The sequence below is a fragment of the Metabacillus bambusae genome, from assembly GCF_017497975.1.
GTDB classification, from domain to species: domain Bacteria; phylum Bacillota; class Bacilli; order Bacillales; family Bacillaceae; genus Metabacillus; species Metabacillus bambusae.
On the sequence record NZ_JAGDEL010000001.1, the window covers coordinates 470,417 to 487,768 of the forward strand.

Annotated in this window: 18 protein-coding genes, 1 pseudogene and 1 other annotated feature; of the genes and pseudogenes, 4 read left to right on the forward strand and 15 right to left on the reverse strand. The window is 36.9% G+C overall.

Annotation, left to right across the window (positions count from 1 at the left end):
- Window positions 1-46: 46 nt before the first annotated feature.
- From I7822_RS02140 to I7822_RS02205, 14 genes are all read right to left on the reverse strand, one after another.
- Window positions 47-1,282, reverse strand: a complete 1,236-nt coding sequence (locus I7822_RS02140) for a solute carrier family 23 protein (RefSeq protein WP_207975241.1) — start codon at window positions 1,280-1,282, stop codon at window positions 47-49.
- A gap of 226 nt (window positions 1,283-1,508) precedes the next feature.
- The gene (pyrR, locus tag I7822_RS02145; RefSeq protein WP_207975119.1) at window positions 1,509-2,054 is read right to left on the reverse strand and encodes a bifunctional pyr operon transcriptional regulator/uracil phosphoribosyltransferase PyrR; all 546 of its coding nucleotides are present in this window, start codon (window positions 2,052-2,054) and stop codon (window positions 1,509-1,511) included.
- A 233-nt stretch (window positions 2,055-2,287) separates the two neighbouring features.
- Complete coding sequence (locus tag I7822_RS02150) at window positions 2,288-3,202, reverse strand: RluA family pseudouridine synthase (RefSeq protein WP_207975120.1); 915 nt, start codon at window positions 3,200-3,202, stop codon at window positions 2,288-2,290.
- A complete protein-coding gene (lspA, locus tag I7822_RS02155) occupies window positions 3,203-3,670 on the reverse strand; it encodes a signal peptidase II (RefSeq protein ID WP_207975121.1) in 468 nt (155 codons plus the stop codon).
- A 380-nt stretch (window positions 3,671-4,050) separates the two neighbouring features.
- Window positions 4,051-4,413: a TraR/DksA family transcriptional regulator gene (locus I7822_RS02160; RefSeq protein WP_372442073.1), complete on the reverse strand. Its 363-nt coding sequence runs from the start codon at window positions 4,411-4,413 to the stop codon at window positions 4,051-4,053.
- A 339-nt stretch (window positions 4,414-4,752) separates the two neighbouring features.
- Window positions 4,753-7,515, reverse strand: a complete 2,763-nt coding sequence (gene ileS, locus I7822_RS02165) for an isoleucine--tRNA ligase (protein ID WP_207975122.1) — start codon at window positions 7,513-7,515, stop codon at window positions 4,753-4,755.
- Between the two features lie 199 nt (window positions 7,516-7,714).
- Window positions 7,715-7,944: a binding site (T-box leader), on the reverse strand.
- A 70-nt stretch (window positions 7,945-8,014) separates the two neighbouring features.
- Entirely contained in the window at window positions 8,015-8,521 is a 507-nt protein-coding gene (locus I7822_RS02170) for a DivIVA domain-containing protein (protein WP_207975123.1), read from the reverse strand.
- A 136-nt stretch (window positions 8,522-8,657) separates the two neighbouring features.
- On the reverse strand, window positions 8,658-9,434 hold the full coding sequence (locus I7822_RS02175) for a YlmH family RNA-binding protein (protein WP_207975124.1): 777 nt from the start codon (window positions 9,432-9,434) through the stop codon (window positions 8,658-8,660).
- A 72-nt stretch (window positions 9,435-9,506) separates the two neighbouring features.
- Window positions 9,507-9,770 (reverse strand): YggT family protein, encoded by a 264-nt coding sequence (locus tag I7822_RS02180; RefSeq protein ID WP_207975125.1) that lies wholly within the window; start codon window positions 9,768-9,770, stop codon window positions 9,507-9,509.
- Window positions 9,771-9,777: 7 nt separating this feature from the next.
- Window positions 9,778-10,224, reverse strand: a complete 447-nt coding sequence (locus I7822_RS02185) for a cell division protein SepF (RefSeq protein ID WP_207975126.1) — start codon at window positions 10,222-10,224, stop codon at window positions 9,778-9,780.
- A gap of 1 nt (window position 10,225) precedes the next feature.
- Window positions 10,226-10,912, reverse strand: a complete 687-nt coding sequence (locus I7822_RS02190) for a YggS family pyridoxal phosphate-dependent enzyme (protein WP_207975127.1) — start codon at window positions 10,910-10,912, stop codon at window positions 10,226-10,228.
- A gap of 18 nt (window positions 10,913-10,930) precedes the next feature.
- A complete protein-coding gene (pgeF, locus tag I7822_RS02195) occupies window positions 10,931-11,752 on the reverse strand; it encodes a peptidoglycan editing factor PgeF (RefSeq protein ID WP_207975128.1) in 822 nt (273 codons plus the stop codon).
- Between the two features lie 93 nt (window positions 11,753-11,845).
- Window positions 11,846-12,103, reverse strand: coding sequence for a YlmC/YmxH family sporulation protein (locus I7822_RS02200; RefSeq protein ID WP_207975243.1), 258 nt, complete (start codon window positions 12,101-12,103; stop codon window positions 11,846-11,848).
- Window positions 12,104-12,476: 373 nt separating this feature from the next.
- On the reverse strand, window positions 12,477-13,364 hold the full coding sequence (locus tag I7822_RS02205; RefSeq protein ID WP_307847661.1) for a reverse transcriptase domain-containing protein: 888 nt from the start codon (window positions 13,362-13,364) through the stop codon (window positions 12,477-12,479).
- A gap of 55 nt (window positions 13,365-13,419) precedes the next feature.
- Between I7822_RS02205 and I7822_RS02210 the strand changes: the two genes are divergently transcribed.
- The 4 genes and pseudogenes from I7822_RS02210 to xerA all read left to right on the forward strand — a co-directional run bounded on the left by I7822_RS02210 (window position 13,420) and on the right by xerA (window position 16,298).
- Entirely contained in the window at window positions 13,420-13,584 is a 165-nt protein-coding gene (locus I7822_RS02210; RefSeq protein ID WP_207975129.1) for a hypothetical protein, read from the forward strand.
- Window positions 13,585-13,866: 282 nt separating this feature from the next.
- Window positions 13,867-14,692, forward strand: a pseudogene (locus I7822_RS30560) (tyrosine-type recombinase/integrase); the annotation flags it as partial.
- A 30-nt stretch (window positions 14,693-14,722) separates the two neighbouring features.
- On the forward strand, window positions 14,723-15,346 hold the full coding sequence (locus I7822_RS30565; protein WP_372442076.1) for a tyrosine-type recombinase/integrase: 624 nt from the start codon (window positions 14,723-14,725) through the stop codon (window positions 15,344-15,346).
- Complete coding sequence (gene xerA, locus I7822_RS02225) at window positions 15,339-16,298, forward strand: site-specific tyrosine recombinase/integron integrase (RefSeq protein WP_207975132.1); 960 nt, start codon at window positions 15,339-15,341, stop codon at window positions 16,296-16,298. Before I7822_RS30565 ends, xerA begins: the two co-directional genes overlap by 8 nt.
- 62 nt (window positions 16,299-16,360) lie before the next feature.
- Here the strand turns inward: xerA and I7822_RS30390 are convergent, their stop codons facing one another.
- Window positions 16,361-16,822, reverse strand: a complete 462-nt coding sequence (locus I7822_RS30390; RefSeq protein ID WP_307847662.1) for a reverse transcriptase domain-containing protein — start codon at window positions 16,820-16,822, stop codon at window positions 16,361-16,363.
- Between the last annotated feature and the right edge of the window lie 530 nt (window positions 16,823-17,352).

Consider the following 17,352-nt stretch of genomic DNA (forward strand, 5'->3'; position numbering starts at 1 on the left):
ACCCTTTCAAGCCTCTCTGGACTTTCTTTAAAAGATCTAAGCAAATTTATGCTGTTTCATTATTATTGATTGTTTCTTCTTTATCATAAGGTAAAACAAGATTTAGGATGATACCAATGATTGCCGCTAAAGCCATTCCATGTAAATCAAGGTTTCCAATCTTTAATGTTGCCTCTCCAATCCCAATAACTAGTATAACAGATGCAATGATCAGGTTTCGTTTACTACCTAGGTCAAGCTTGCTGTCAATCATCATTCTAAGTCCAGAAGAAGCAATGATTCCGAAAAGAAGTATCGATACACCACCCATAACTGGTGTAGGAATTGTGCTAATAAAAGCAGATATTTTTCCGATGAATCCAAAGATGATAGCCAAAACTGCGGCACCCGCTATGATAAACACACTATAAACCCTAGTAATAGCAAGTACGCCAATGTTTTCACCGTACGTCGTATTTGGAGGTCCACCTATTAACGCTGCGATCATTGTTGCAACCCCATCACCTAAAATCGAACGGTGTAGACCAGGATTTTCGATATAATCTCTCCCTACAACTTTCCCTAAGACCAATTGGTGTCCGATATGCTCTGAAATTGTGACAACTACAACTGGTACCATTAATAAAATGATTTCAAATGATATTGATGGTGTATAGTCGACAAACGGGATAACAAAGTTTGGTGCTTGTATCCATCCAGCAGCAGTTACTTTTGAAAAGTCTATAATACCAATTGCTAATGAGTATAAGTAACCACCTGTGATCCCTATTAATACAGGTATTAAGTTAAAAAACCCTTTTAAGAAGATCGAACATAAGATTGTGATTAGCAAAGTTACTAACGCTACTGAAAAGTACTGTAAGCTATATTCACCTGATGGGTCATTCGTTGCCATTCCAACTGCAGTTCCAGCTAACCCTAAACCGATAACGATAATAACTGGTCCTACAACAACTGGTGGGAGGATTTTCATAATCCATTTATGACCAGTTCCTTTGATAATCAAGGCGATAATCCCGTAAACTAAACCAGCTAAGAAGCTTCCAACCATCGCGGCTCCAACACCACCTGCAGCCTTTGCAACAATTATTGGTGTAATGAATGCGAAAGATGAACCAAGATATGCTGGTACTTTTCCCTTTGTAATAAGTAAGAAGGCAATTGTACCTAAACCACTGGAGATAAGTGCTACAGCAGGATCTAATTCTACGAGATATGGTACTAATATAGTCGCTCCAAACATCGCGAATAAATGCTGAAAGCTTAATGCTAACCAAGTCATTGGCTTTGGTGTATCATTTACATCGAGTATTATTTGTTCTTCTTTCACGTTAAGACCTCCGTAATGGTATTCATGTTGTTAGATTGTGTGAAGGATATACTTTTAATCCAAAAAACCTCTTTGCCAAAAGGTGCAAAGAGGTACAAAAAGGTCGTCATTCGCATACTGCGACCTGAGCCTTTTTTGTTCCCCTTTGTAGCCTCTCTGGACTATTCTTTAAAGGGTTCTATTCGTTTTCATGGATTGTTACTTGATCATTTTCGTCTGCCTCATGAAGCTCTACTACTATTTTTTCGGAGCCGGATGTTGGGATGTTTTTCCCTACATAATCAGCACGAATTGGTAGTTCACGGTGTCCTCTATCAACTAGGACTGCCAACTGTATGTTAGCAGGTCTTCCAATGTCTACTAATGCATCCATTGCTGCTCTTACTGTTCTTCCTGTATATAAAACATCATCAACTAAGATAACCTTTTGATTTGTAACATCGACAGGGATATCTGAACCTTTTACTAGTGGCTCTTGATCGTTTGTCTTTTTTGAAAGATCATCTCGATAAAGCGTAATATCAAGCTCACCAATGGCAATTTTTTTTCCTTCAATTTGTTCAATACGCTCTGCTAGTCTTTTTGCTAAATGGATACCTCTAGTTTTAATTCCTACTAGGACGCTATCCTCAATCCCTTTATTTCTTTCAATAATTTCATGAGCAATTCTTGTTAATGCTCTACGTATTGCTTGCTCATCTAAAACAACTGCTTTTTGTGTCATTGTTCGATCTCCTTTCGTTACTTGAGTCTCCAAGTTCAATATGGATTAAAAAGTAACCTTGAAAAACGAAAAACCCTCTCACCGATATGGGAGAGGGTTTACGAAGACATAGATAGACTAAGGCATTTTATTATGACCATAGTCATCTTTTCCGTTTTCCTTCTCAGCCTCACGGGACTGTGTTAAAGGTTCCTATTAAGTTAAACCCATTATGCCAAACATGTAGAAATGTGTCAACGATTATTTTTCACTTGGTCTAAAACTTGTTCAAATTCAACTGGTAAAGGTGCTTCAAATTCAAGGTATTCTTTTGTACGAGGGTGTTCAAAGCCTAACACACCGGCATGAAGTGCCTGTCCATTAATAGGCAACGTCTTTTTCGGACCATATTTCGGATCACCAACTAATGGATAGCCAATATATTTCATGTGAACACGAATTTGATGAGTTCTTCCCGTTTCAAGCTGACATTCTACAAAAGTAAAGTTCTCAAAGCGCTCAATTACATGAAAATGTGTTACAGCATCTTTACTGCTCACATTTGTAACGGTCATACTTTGACGATCAACCTTATCACGACCAATTGGTGCATTGATTGTTCCATGATCATGCGGAATATTCCCATGAACAATTGCTTTATATCTTCTTGTCACAGACTTTTCAACCAGTTGTCCAACCAAGGATTCATGTGCCATATCATTTTTTGCGACCATTAATAAACCAGAGGTGTCCTTGTCAATTCGATGTACGATTCCTGGTCTAAGTACACCATTAATACCGGAAAGATCCTGGCAATGAGCCATTAAACCATTCACAAGTGTTCCACTCATATGACCTGGTGCTGGATGAACAACCATCCCTTTTGGTTTATTTACAACAAGTACATCTTGATCCTCATAATAAATATCAAGATCCATTTCTTCAGCTATAACGTCTAATGGTTCAGGTTCTGGGATTGAAACGACGATCTTGTCATTAATTTGACATTTATAATTCGTTTTTATTTCCTTATCATTTACTTTAACTGAACCATCTTTTATCCAAAGTTGTACTTGTGAACGTGACCACTCGTCATTGTATGTTGACAAAAATTTATCAATCCGTTCTTGCTTATGTTCTTCACTAACTTGTAATTCAATGATTTCCATTTATACTTGCTCCTTCTCTTGTTTCCCTTCAAAAAACAACATATGAATAAATAATAATACAACACCCACACATAATGCAGAATCGGCAACATTAAAAATTGGGAAGTCATATGAAAAGATGTATGTATTTATAAAATCGACAACTTCTTTACGGAATAAACGGTCAATGAAATTACCAATTGCTCCACCTAGCATTAAACCAAGTGCTATTCCCATTACCTTATTTTCCTTTGTATACTTTTGTATATAATAGATGATACCAACAATGACTATTGTTGTGATGATATAAAAAAACCACATTTGTCCTTGTAAAATTCCCCATGCAGCTCCCCGATTTCGATGGGATGTAATATATAAAAAATTTTCGATTACAGTTATGTTCTCTCCAAGCTGCATATTTTTAACAATAAGCCATTTCGTCACTTGATCAATCAAAATTATTATTGCTGCAATTATGTAATAGAACACGAATTCCTCAACTCTCCTCTTTCCTTTTTTGCTAAATGTGATATTTATCCTTATGAATTGTACCATATAATCATGTTTTAAGCACTACTTGGACGGGGCTTGCTTGTTGCAGCTTTATTTTTGTCGTCTTAGATAAATAATAATAAGAACAAAAGCGCAAGCGCCTTGATTAGCCCCGACAAGCATAAGATGATTTAGAATAGAAGGCGTTCTTTGCCTTCAATTCTAAATTAGCTTATGACCTCGAGGGGCTAGGCGCTGGAGCTGGATGTCGTGCGCTTATCCACAGTCCAAGAATTTTATAATTTCCTAAACGAAAATAAAAGCCCAAACCTACTCCTATTACAGAGAAAATTTGAGCCCCCAACATCGATAGTGACTTAAAAATCACTACCTGTAATATATGTTTCTTCATGAGTATAATCGTATTGTGGGAGAGACTTTCGTTCATATAATTCCTGGAAATAAAAATCATATTTTGTCCTAGCTGTGGGGAGTATCCTTAATTTCTCAAAAGGAATTTCTTCACCTGTTTCTTCGCAATACCCGTAAATACCTTTATCAAATTTCATTAAGGCACGTTCTACATCTTGAAGTTCCTCTTTAATATGATGCATCAAAGTAGAATCTTTTCCTTGATGATCATCACAAGTCATTTCAAACAAACTGTGATCAAACAACCTAGTTCGCAGTTCTTCTCTCATCACTTGCAATTCATAACGGATCCCATAAAATTGATTCAAGATGGACAACTCCTTATCCTTCTCATGATGTACCTATAGTTTATCCCGAGAATTCTATGCTCACCCTATTAAGAATTTTCCTGTGATTGAAATGCATGCTAAAAAGGATTTCAATTAATTTTGGTGAATAGATATTTTTTACCCTTTGTTTTTATTGGTAAAACATTATTAATTAAAAATGGGCTGGCTAAACACTAAACTTATTAAAAAGCAGGGCCAGAACCCTATACAACATAAACTTAGTAAAAAGACAGGGTCAAACCCCTATAAAGTGTAGACTATAATACCTAGCACTACGCTCTGTAGGGGTCTGACCCTCGTTCTTAACTATTTTTTTGTTTAATAATGTTCTTTCACAATCCCTGCACAACGCGGGCAAAGTGTTGGGTGCTCTGTAACCTGGCCTACTTCTGGTGTTACAATCCAACAACGCTCACATGTTTCCCCTTCTGCTTGTGTGATGACAATTTTTACTGAATCGAAGCCTTCTGCATTTTCTGGTGCTTCTTCATAAGCGCCAGCGATTTCAAAACCGGAAACAATAAACAATTGTTTTAAGTCTTCTTCTACAGATTCAAGCAATGCTTTTGCTTCAGCATTAGGATAAAGTGAAATACTCGCAGTTAATGACTTACCAATTACTTTTTCATTACGAGCTACCTCTAATGCTTTTAAGACATCATCACGTAATGCCATAAACGTATCCCATTTTTTTTCAAGCTTTTCAGCTTGTGGATAGTTCTTAACCTCTGGCATATCAACTAATTGAACACTTTCTTCTGTTACTGAATCAATATGCTCCCATACTTCATCAGCAGTATGTGGAAGAATTGGTGTGACTAATTTTACGAGTGACAACAGCGTTTCATATAGTACAGTTTGAATAGCACGACGTTCTTGATTTTCTTTTGATTCAATATAAAGTACATCCTTAGCAAAATCTAAGTAGAATGAGCTTAATTCAATTGTACAGAAATTATGAACAGCATGATAAATTGCTGCGAATTCATACTGGTCATATGCATCTTTAACACGCTGTGTTAGCTTGTTTAATTTCACAAGCATATAGCGGTCGACATCACGGAGATTTTCTAGACTTACCATATCTGTAGCTGGATTAAAGTCTGCTAAATTACCAAGTAAGAAACGGAAAGTATTACGGATCTTACGATAAACCTCAGCAACCTGCTTTAGGATCGCATCAGATACTCTTACATCTGCTTGGTAATCAACTGAAGCTACCCATAATCGTAAAATATCTCCACCTAATTGTTTCATTACTTTTGCAGGTAATACCGTGTTTCCTAGTGATTTACTCATCTTTCTTCCTTCACCATCAAGCGCAAAACCATGGCTTAATACACCTTTATATGGTGCTTTACCAGTTACTGCAACAGCTGTTGATAAAGAAGAGTTAAACCAGCCACGATATTGATCAGATCCTTCAAGGTATAAATCAGCTGGTCTTTGAAGGTCATCTCTTTCTAATAGAACTGCTTGATGTGATGAACCTGAATCAAACCAAACATCCATAATATCATTTTCTTTAGTGAAGGTACCATTTGGACTTCCTTCATGTGTAAAGCCCTCTGGCAGTAGATCTTTTGCTTCACGTTCAAACCAAATATTTGATCCTTTATCACGGAATAGGTTTGATACATGTTCAATTGTTTCATCAGTAATAATTGGTTCACCATTTTCAGCATAAAATACTGGAATTGGTACTCCCCATGCACGCTGACGTGAAATACACCAGTCTCCACGATCACGTACCATATTATAAAGTCTAGTTTCTCCCCATGCTGGAACCCATTTTGTTTCATTAACAGCCTTTAATAGGTCGTCACGGAAATCTTTAATTGATGCAAACCATTGAGCTGTTGCACGGAAGATCGTTGGTTTTTTTGTTCTCCAATCATGTGGGTATGAGTGGGTAATAAATTGAAGCTTTAATAATGCACCAGTCTCTTGTAACTTTTCAGTTATTGGCTTGTTTGCTTCGTCATAGAATAATCCTTCGAAGCCTTCAGCCTCATTTGTCATATACCCTTTCTCATCAACAGGACATAAAACATCTAAACCGTATTGACTACCAATAATAAAATCATCTTCCCCATGGCCTGGTGCAGTATGAACACAACCAGTACCACCATCACTTGTTACGTGTTCTCCAAGCATGACAAGAGACTCGCGTTCATAAATTGGATGTTTTGCAATCACACGGTCAAGCTCTGCACCTTTAATTGTACGATCAACCTCATAATTTTCCCATCCAATTGTATTTGCCACAGATTCAACTAAGGCAGTAGCAACAACGAATTTTTCACCCTCTACAGCAACAACACTATAATCTAATTCAGGATGTACAGATATTCCTAGGTTTGCTGGAATTGTCCAAGGTGTCGTTGTCCAGATGATGATTTTTTCTTCATTTGTTAAAACACCTTTCCCATCTTGGACTGGGAATGCCACATAAATAGAAGGAGAGCGTTTATCAGCATATTCAATCTCAGCTTCTGCTAGAGCAGATTCACTTGAAGGTGACCAATAAACTGGTTTAAGACCTTTGTAAATATAACCTTTTTTAGCCATCTCACCGAATACTTTGATTTGCTGAGCTTCATACTCAGGCTTTAACGTAACATATGGGTTATCCCAATCACCACGTACACCAAGACGTTTAAATTGTTCACGTTGCCCATTAATTTGTTCCCAAGCATACTCTTCACATAGCTTACGGAACTCAGCAACCGACATTTCTTTTCTTTTTACTTTTTTATTTTTAGTCAATGCAGTTTCAATCGGTAATCCATGAGTATCCCAGCCTGGAACATATGGTGCACAGAAGCCTGTCATTGATTTATAACGAACGATAAAATCCTTTAAAATTTTATTAAGTGCATGGCCCATATGAATATCACCATTTGCATAAGGAGGACCATCATGCAAAATGAACAGTGGTCGATCTTTCGTACGTTCTTGTACTTTATTGTAAATGTTCATTTGCTCCCATTTTTCTTGCATTAGTGGTTCTCTGTTTGGAAGGTTTCCACGCATTGGAAATTCCGTCTTTGGCATTAGTAAGGTATCTTTATATTCCATTTTCATTCCTCCAGCTTTAAATAGTTAATTGTTTTCGTAAAATTTGCTGCTTTGTAACAGTGTCTTCACTTCAGGATGAATTTTATTTCTATTTGTTAAAGGTTGAAGAGAGACTAACAAGAATCAGATTTTTTCCCAATTACCTGTGTATGTGTCGTATACAACTTTCTTTAGAAAACACAAAAAACCCTCTCATCCCACAAGGGACGAGAAGGTTTATCTCGCGGTACCACCCTATTAGATTAATTCATTCAAACTAATCCACTCAAGCATTCGTAACGAGAATGATTCGCCTGTGCCTACTAATAAATATGTTCAGCATGGAACTCTAGGGTGATCTTCATCCTTTTTCCTTATGTCGAGCTTACACCATCCTCGATTCGCTATATAAGAATTGTAAAGGAGTACTATCCCTTTCACCGTTTTACTATAAGATTGTTAATTAAGAAAAACATCTATGTTTTCGTATTATATGCGAAAAAAAATGAAAAAGTCAAGTTTAGCTTTTAGTTTCTTCTGCTTCACCAAAAATTGGTTCTACTTCATATTCTAATAAATGATCCCAATCATCATTTTTCAAAAGATCAAGCTGTGCTTCAATTAGCATCTGGAAACGTGTTCTAAATACTTTAGATTGCTTTTTAAGCTCTTCAATTTCCATTGCAATTTTTCGAGACTTTGACAATGATTCATTAATTATACGATCCGCGTTTTTCTCAGCCTCTTTAATAATTAACTTTGATTCTTTTTGGGCATTTCGCTTTACGTCTTCTCCTGCTTCTTGAGCAATGATAATTGATTTATTCAATGTCTCTTCAATATTTGTAAAGTGACCTAATTTTTCAGTTAGTTCTACAACGCGAGATTCAAGCTCTTTCTTTTCGCGGATAATCATTTCATAATCTTTTATTACTTGATCTAAAAATTCATTTACTTCGTCTTCATCATATCCTCGAAACCCTTTATTAAATTCCTTATTATGGATATCTAACGGTGTTAAAGGCACGGATGCCACCTCCAATATGTAGTTAAATAGTTAATCCTTGTCAACATTATAAATCATAATTCGACAGGTTTGTTGAAAATCCTGCTATTTAGGCAAAAATATTTTACTTTTATAAGGAAAAGGTCATGTAAGCTTATTATTTTTGTTTATTAACAATTAATCTCCACTTGTCTCTTTTCGTTTTCCCTTCAACTGCTGTTATATTACTGCGACCATATCCTCGTACGGAGAGTGTATCTCCCTCACGACACTCAAATGATACGGAATCTACTGTTTTCCAATTAACTTTAACAAATCCATTTGTAATAAGAGGCTGGATTTTTTGCCGTGAAAGATTATAGATCGCAGAGCAAACAACATCAAGTCGCAGTGACGAAACTGTCGTAGTTAGCTCTTGTATGTCTTCTGTCTGAGTGATTAATTCGTTCAAGCCTATTTCTTTCAGAGTTATTTTAGCTCGACCAATTTCTTGAAAATTCGCCTTTAAATAATCGGCGATTTCACTTGCACAAACTAATTGCACAATGTCATTAAAAAAGCGAATATCACCAAATTTTGAACGTTTTAGTCCCAGACTCATAAGCGAGCCTAGAACCTGACGATGCTGAAGATTGATAAATTTGCTAGCATATTGTATTTGAAAAAGAATTAACTTAAAGTCCTCTTGATCGGGTTGAAAATAGTCTGGGTATAATAAAGCTCTTTTTCGTTCAGTGTCTTCTACACCACCTAAAAAAGACACCTTTACATCTGAATTTTCACCAATTACAGACGCAACAATTTCTTGTTCTCGAGGATCTAAAAAATCTGATAGCTTTGGACTATATTGATTTTGCACGGTTTCCTTCCACTCTAAAACCTGATCGATAAAATGCCGTTCTTCACCACGAAAATGTTGATATAATTGATCCATTGACCACAACTCCAGTTAAACTATAATGCATGGTTAAAATATGTATGAAAAAAAGAGGGACCAAAAAGTCCCTTAGCCAATCATTCTAAAAAGTGCAGCCACGCCAGATTGTGCAAATTTCAATGCTAATATTGCCACAATTGGAGAGATATCAATCATTCCTAATGGTGGTATTATCTTGCGAAAGGGTTCTAAATAAGGATCACATATTTTAGCTAAAAATTGTCCAAAACCAGATTCTCTTGCTCCTGGGAACCACGATAGTAAAATGTACACAATAATCGCATACGAATAAAACGTTAACAAAGTAACAATTAAATTAAATAATATATTCATCTTGTGATTACCACCTTTGATGTTCTTCTTCTGATACTAACTCCGAAATTGATCCTGATACATCTACATTATCAGGTGTACATAAAAAGATATTCATACCAATTCGTTGAATATCGCCACCGATTGCATAAACGGTTCCACTAAGAAAATCAACAATTCGTTTTGCCTGATCTCGTTGAATACTTTGAAGATTGACGACAACTGCTCGGCGATTTTTTAATTGATCTGCAATTTCTTGTGCTTCCGCATACACTCTTGGTTCACATAAAATTACTTTAGAGGACTTTTGAAGACTTTGCAAACTTACAACATTTTGCTTTTGTGTTTGTGATTGCGGTTTATGTGCGATCTGTTGCTGTTCTTCATATTCGTTTTGATGATCTTCATTTTCTACGTATTCATACTCTTCATCTTCTAATGCAAAAAAACTTTTAAATCTATTTTTAATCGACACATTAAACACCTCCGTTTTCATTTCCAACGAGTGAAGTACCTATTCGAATAAAGGTAGCTCCCTCTTCAATCGCTAGTTCATAATCATTTGACATCCCCATTGATAGTTCATGACATGGTACAAAAGGAAGTTGTAAAGCTTGTACTTCTAATTGGAGATTTTTCAACTGTTTAAAGCATGTCCTAATAAGTTGCCTATCGTTAGTAAATGGAGCCATTGTCATTAATCCTACAATACGTATATTTTCTAAGGACTCAAGCTCTTTTACAAATCGGATGACATCTTCTGGTGAACAACCATGCTTTGATTCTTCACCAGATACATTTACTTGTACAAAGCACTTAATGGGCTTTTGAGTTCGTTTATTAATTTCCTTTGCAAGTGAAATACGGTCTAATGAATGTATGTATTCAACCTTGTCGATGATATTTTTCACTTTTCTAGTTTGGAGAGAACCAATAAAATGCCAAATCGCCTTATCTTCTATCACTTGATACTTATGATGAAGTCCTTCTTCACGGTTTTCACCTAAATGATAAACACCAGCATCAATTGCCGCTTTTGCTCGGTCTACACTTACATATTTTGTTACAGCAATCACTTTAATCTCTTTCGGATTTCGTCCAGTACGTTCACATATGCTGTCAATATTTCTTCTAATGGTTTGATAGTTGTCCTGCACGTTCATTTCAAGAGTTAAGCCTCCTTAATTTATTCCAATAAAGCTTAACATTCGACCTGTTTTTCCTTCATCTCGACGATGCGAGAAAAACACATCTTCTTCACAGCTTGTACATTGCTGTGAAACCGTAATGTTTTCTTCTTTTACTCCAGATTCAAGAAGTAAGTATTTGTTAAGCTGTTTTAAATCTAATTTATATTGTCCTTCAGATACCAAGGTATAAGGTAATGGATATTTCTCAACATTATTTTTATTAATTGCTGATATTACCCGGAAATCTACATTGTAGCAGCATGCACCTATTGAGGGGCCTATCGCTACTCGAATATCTTTAGGATTAACGCCCTCATCATGAACCCATCTACTAATCATCTTTCCCCCTATATCATTTACTGTTCCTTTCCAGCCGGCATGTGCAATACCTATTAATGACTTTTCGGGAGCAATAAAATAAAGAGGGACACAATCTGCAAAACATAATGACAGCATAACTCCTGCTTCATTTGTATAGAATCCATCACAATTTGAAAGACCATCCTCATAAGTTGTTAAACCTCTACCACAATCATGTTTTGATACTTTTTTAATATGTGTAGAATGCGTCTGTTCAGCAAATACCCAGTTGTTTATCAGAGTGGAAGTTTTTGCAGCTAAAATCTCTCTATTTTTTACAACTGTTTCTCGATGATCATTTACATGAAGTCCAAGGTTTAAAGTGGAGAATGGCCCTCTGCTAATTCCACCCATTTTTGTAGAGAATCCAACAGTTAGACCATCTATAAGTTCTTCCCATTGTGACAGTGATAAAAAGGATGTGTCTGTTTGTTGAAATGGTTCTGCTGTCATTTATTATTCAACCCTTTGTTTTCGACATTAAAAAACGATCTTTCGCACTTATTTTACCACATCTTACCCCATACGTTTAGCATGATTGACAAATTATTCATCAGAACCCTCAATTTGTCGATTCATTCTAACAAGAATGACATCTTCACCTATCTTCACTATATTTCGCCACGGAATGACGAATTCCTCGTCTTTCCCGAAAAAACCTAACATTTTTCCATGACCACTAATAATGATTGCTTGTATTTTTCCTGTAGTCACATTTATATCAAAGTCACCTATATTACCTAGCTTTTTACCGTCAGAAACATTTACAACATCCTTAGTTTGAAATTCAGATATATACATCAGTCTGCCTCCTTTACCTTATACCCAAAAACGTCACCTATTACATATCTATGTTTAAGGAAGTATAAACTATTCAATTGAATCGAAAATTTTTTATTTGAAGGCTCTCTTAAACTTGGTTGTTGATTTCCGTGCAGTAGTTCGCTTTCCGAGGGCAGTTCGGAAGCTCCTCGGCGGTTCGCACCTGTGGCGCCTCCTTTGACCTCGCACTCCCGCAGAATTCTCACGTATACGTTCCAATCAACAAAGTGCCAAAATTAACAGTGAGCTTTTACAGTGCCTATTTGAATGTAATCGAGTAGAGGGAAAATAAGTTAACTTATTTTCGCCCCTCTCACAACACCGTACGTACGGATCTCGTATACTGCGTTTCAATTTATATTACAGTGTGTACTTTTAAGTAATGTTCTAAAGCAGAGGGTACTCCCCTCTGCTTTAGTCTTTTGTTTGAGATTGCTCTTTGAACAACTTTCGATAATCCGATATACCGGTAGCCTTTCCGGCAGAATGTTAATCCTTTCGCTTCTTCTTCAGGTATCCCTAGTTGAATTAGCGATTTGATTTGTTTTCTCGGTACCTTCCATTGTTTCCAGATGATTACCCTTATTCTTGAGCGTAACTTCTTATCTATTCGACTCATTACTGTTTTCATATTTGCGATTCTAAAGTAATTTACCCACCCGAATATGACTTGCTTAAGCTTCAACATTCTGATGTCTAGTGAAACGCTCCAGTTTCGCTTTGTCAGTTGTCGCAGCTTTCTTTGAAATTTCTGTACTGATTTTGAGTGAGGCTTCAATAGGTATCTATCAGTTTTAGAATCGTAGTAATACCCAAACCCTAAGAATTTTAATTCTTTTGGGCGAGAGACTTTACTCTTTTCAGTATTGACGATCAGTCCTAGATTTCCTTCGATAAACTTCACGATTGATTTCATCACTCTGACCGCTGCTTTCTCGCTCTTCACAAAGATAAGGGCGTCATCAGCGTATCTCACGAATTGGAGTCCTCTACTTTCTAGTTCCTTATCCAGTTCGTTCAACATAATATTACTCAACAGAGGGCTGAGGTTGCCTCCTTGCGGAGTCCCAACTGGTGTTTCTTCATATTTCCCATTCACCATAACCCCACTGACTAAGTACTTTCTTATTAGAGAAATGACATCTCCATCATTTATTGTGTTAGATATAATTCGCATGAGTTTATCGTGGTGGACTGTATCGAAGAATCTTTCTTTAGCGATATAAGATAGATACATGATCATTTGAATATAGACAAGATCGTTCGATCTTGTAAACTATTCTAGAGGAGATAAGATTATGGAATCTATTGTTGAAGAATATCGCGAATACCAGACTTTTGTAAGAGGATATACCCCAAAAGTTATATTAAACACTTGGAGGGAATTAAAGAAACTAATTAAATATTTTGAGAATCGTTCCCTAAACTTCCAAACTGTAACACTAGTTAATCTTGAAAACTAGTGTATTGAGCGGACTGAAGGAAAATCTCTTGGCTATCGAAACCTTATTGTAAGCCAGATTCGTTCCTTTTTTAAATACTTAATTCAACAGGAGTATTGCTCTGACAGCCCCAGTGAAAATTTATCTTACACAAACTTGGATGCTTACCAATCTCTTCCTGAAGTGGCTTCTTTTGAAGAAATACAGGAATGCCTGAAAGAATTAAGAAGACAAGTCGATTCCTCTTTAGGTAGACGTCAGTTTGATCCTATCCGAAAGAGAAATTTAGCTTTATTCTCCCTGATGTATGCCACAGGCATACGAGCTGGTGAAGTGGCTAATCTTCAACTTCGTGATGTCCTTTGGGAGGATCAGGTGCTTTGTATACGGGCTGGCAAAGGACGGAAAAAATCGCAGAGTACCCCTTGTTGGTGAAGTTCTAGAATTACTTGAGATTTATCTATCTACACGCAAGGACCTTGATATAGATGATCCACTGTTCCTCACATGGAGGAAAGAACCGATGACCAATAATCTAATTGGAGTCACTTTTAAGTCATACTCTGAAATGTGGAGTAAACCATTACGTCCTCATCAATTACGTCATACCTGTGCTACGCACCTATTCAAGGAAGGAGGAAATATTGTACATATTAAGGATTGGCTCGACCATAAAAGAACGACAACTACACTTCATTATGCAAGAATTGAGAATCCTGAAATCGCAGCTACATTAGAATCTCATCCTATTAATGAAGTAAAAATCCAAGAAAGCCCAAAGATTAATTCAGTAACCAATATACGTAAAAAACCAATGACTTCACTACGACGAAAATACACTAAAACAACTCCTATCAATGAACCCCTTGTTGGAAAGATTCAGGAACAGATCGAGGAGTTTATTCGAACAGCTGTTGGTATGAAAAAATATAGTAAAGGTACGATTAAAGAATTTCGTTTTAGCCTAACTAGATTTGCCTTAGGTTGTCCTAGCTGTATAGACAATGGGATAGAAGCACTCCGTGGTCCTGATATTATTCGTTGGTTGAGTTCACGTAGACAAGCTGGAATTTCTCAATGTACGATAGATAAAAATCTTTCCCACCTTCGGTCTTTTATTACTTATTCCATTCAACGTGGCTGGAGGTCGGACAATCCAATGGAGGCGTTGAAATTGGTTCCAAAACAACCAAAAGAACAATCTTATTTAACGGAAGATGAAATGATCAGTTTACTATCTGCGCCAGATCGATCTACACCAGAGGGATTTACTGACTATATGACGCTACTTGTTTTATACTCTACCGGTCTTCGTGTGGGAGAACTTAGTAACCTAAACATTGAAGACATAGACCTAAAAAAAGGATGGGTACATATTCATGAAGGTAAAGGACGTGACAGACAGGTTGCCATTCCAAAAGCTGCTTTGAATGATTTTAAGCAATATCTTGGGTTGTACCGGAAAGAAAAATCCGGACCATTCTTATTAAATTTACAAGGTTCACGCATAAAACCCTGGACAGTTACTAGACGTATTAGGCATTATGCAGAGATCGCCAGTATTCAAAAACCAGTCAGTCCACATACAATTCGTCATACCTTCACAACCCACCTCATTCAACGTGGCGGGCGAATTGAGGTAATCGCAAAAGCCTTAGGACATAAGACATTAGCTGAAACAAATCCTTATGCTCACGCAGATTTTGAAGATCTTAGAAAAGCCGTAAGCTTATTACGTAAAAATATACCACCATTGTCAGGAGAGAAAACAGATAATGAATGATTCATTAATTCAAGAGTTTTTAGAATATACACAAATGGTTCGCGGTTGCCGCCCCAAGACAGCTGAAGCTTACGCTATTGATCTAAAGGTATTAAAAGCTTATTGCACTTATCACTGCCCACATGTGGATAATCCCTCTAAAGCTAAATTAGTTGTGGATTATATTCGTTATCTTCGCGTGGAACGAAATAATTCTTCAGCTGCGGTCCAAAGAAAGTTAGCCACTCTTTCAGCGTATATTGACTTTCTCATCCTGATGGAGATACTAGACTCGAAACAAGATGAACGTGAAAAATGGCCTAAGTTATTAGATACACCAAAGCACCTTCCGGTGGTCTTAGAAACCAAAGAAATGCAGGATATCCTATCTCAACCAGATACTACAACTACCTTAGGGCGTCGTGATCGAGTAATTCTTACATTGATCTACTCTGCCGGGTTACGTGTCAGTGAAATCTGTGCTCTCAAGGTAAGGGATATTAGTTTTAGAGAAAATCGGATCCTTATATCTGGTAAAGGAGGACGCGAACGTTTTGTGCCTTTAGATTCTATTGTTGAGGAATCTTTAAAAGAATACATAGAGGTTAGAAAAAGTGAAATTCCAGAATTGTTTGTTAGTAAGAAAGGCGGCGCCCTTACTCCACGTGCTATTCAATATATGGTTAAAAAATATGCTAAAGAAGCTAATATAGATAAAGCAGTGACTCCGCATAAATTGCGTCATACTTGTGCTACGCATCTTCTTCAAGAAGGGGCTCATTTGGTGTCCATTCAAAAGTTACTAGGACATAACAGTTTGACTACAACCCAAATTTATTTACATATTACGATCACGGACTTAAAAGAGCTTTCAAAACAGCACCCTATGCGAAAAATGCGTACGATTATTGGACTGAAGGGCGATCCTGTTAGTTCCTTTCAGACACCTTACGGTGCTCGAACAGGAACCTAATAAAAAATATCGTAAAACTGCGAATGAGTTAGTAATAGGGAGTATTATAACCCTTTAATAACTTAAACAACTGAATACCGTTCTATATTAATGTCGCTAAATCTTTCAAGATCAATATCCACTATCCAATCATGTCTATCATTCAGAAATTCCAAGCTTTTAACAATTGCCATCTCACAACTTCTTTTTGGTCTAAAGCCATAACTGAATTCACTGAACTGCTTTTCAAATATCGGACTGAGTACTTGATGAATGGCTTGTTGAACTACTCTATCCACTACTGTTGGTATTCCCAGTTTGCGCATCTTTCCATTCTCTTTTGGGATTTCCACTCTTAAGGCAGCTTGTGGTTGGTATTTTCTTGTTCTAATACGCTGGCGCAGTTCATCCTTGTTCTCTTTCAGATATTGCTTTAGTTCGTCGACTGTTACTCCATCGACTTCACTTGTACCTTTATTTTTATAGACACGCAAGTATGCTTCATTCATATTTTGATTACTTAGAATTTGTTCTAAAAGTTCCACACTCGTTTCTCCTTTCCTCTCACGTAGTAAGTGATAGCTCCAGTTTTGGTTATCCTTTGAGATACGCTTATACTTTCACCATTAACATATTCGGAGTACGTCACTTACGCATTCGTGGCGTAGAAACACTATAAATTGTTCGGCCCTTCATGAATTTATTTCATTACTATGGCTTCTGCTGACTTCTTGCGACTAACCTTTTCCGACTGTACTACTGTACATCCGCAAGACCTCCCAGGGTAAGACAACTATCTTTCCTCTTTTACTCACCTGATTTACTCTACAGAGCTACGCACATCTTTTTGGACTTTGACTTGTTATGGAGTCTCATCCCTTTATAGAGCCTTAGTATCAGATTTCTGTTCGTCGAGCCAAGATTTTATTCCACGCTTCCTCCAGCCCTTACCTCACGATAAGTACCTTGCGCTTCCTTAGTGGTTGGTCGATGTGTACCCCCACAGTGGACTTTCACCGCCTAGATAGTTGCCATGCCTGGCACACATAAAAAAGACTACTCACAAGGAGCAGTC

Bases quoted from the DNA above. Each gene is read 5' to 3' on its own strand.
- I7822_RS02140 (WP_207975241.1), bottom strand. From the start codon at position 1,282: ATGACTTGGTTAGCATTAAGCTTTCAGCATTTATTCGCGATGTTTGGA.
- pyrR (WP_207975119.1), bottom strand. From the start codon at position 2,054: ATGACACAAAAAGCAGTTGTTTTAGATGAGCAAGCAATACGTAGAGCA.
- I7822_RS02150 (WP_207975120.1), bottom strand. From the start codon at position 3,202: ATGGAAATCATTGAATTACAAGTTAGTGAAGAACATAAGCAAGAACGG.
- ileS (WP_207975122.1), bottom strand. From the start codon at position 7,515: ATGGAATATAAAGATACCTTACTAATGCCAAAGACGGAATTTCCAATG.
- I7822_RS02175 (WP_207975124.1), bottom strand. From the start codon at position 9,434: ATGGATCAATTATATCAACATTTTCGTGGTGAAGAACGGCATTTTATC.
- I7822_RS02180 (WP_207975125.1), bottom strand. From the start codon at position 9,770: ATGAATATATTATTTAATTTAATTGTTACTTTGTTAACGTTTTATTCG.
- I7822_RS02190 (WP_207975127.1), bottom strand. From the start codon at position 10,912: ATGAACGTGCAGGACAACTATCAAACCATTAGAAGAAATATTGACAGC.
- pgeF (WP_207975128.1), bottom strand. From the start codon at position 11,752: ATGACAGCAGAACCATTTCAACAAACAGACACATCCTTTTTATCACTG.
- I7822_RS02205 (WP_307847661.1), bottom strand. From the start codon at position 13,364: ATGATCATGTATCTATCTTATATCGCTAAAGAAAGATTCTTCGATACA.
- I7822_RS02210 (WP_207975129.1), top strand. From the start codon at position 13,420: ATGGAATCTATTGTTGAAGAATATCGCGAATACCAGACTTTTGTAAGA.
- I7822_RS30565 (WP_372442076.1), top strand. From the start codon at position 14,723: ATGGAGGCGTTGAAATTGGTTCCAAAACAACCAAAAGAACAATCTTAT.
- xerA (WP_207975132.1), top strand. From the start codon at position 15,339: ATGAATGATTCATTAATTCAAGAGTTTTTAGAATATACACAAATGGTT.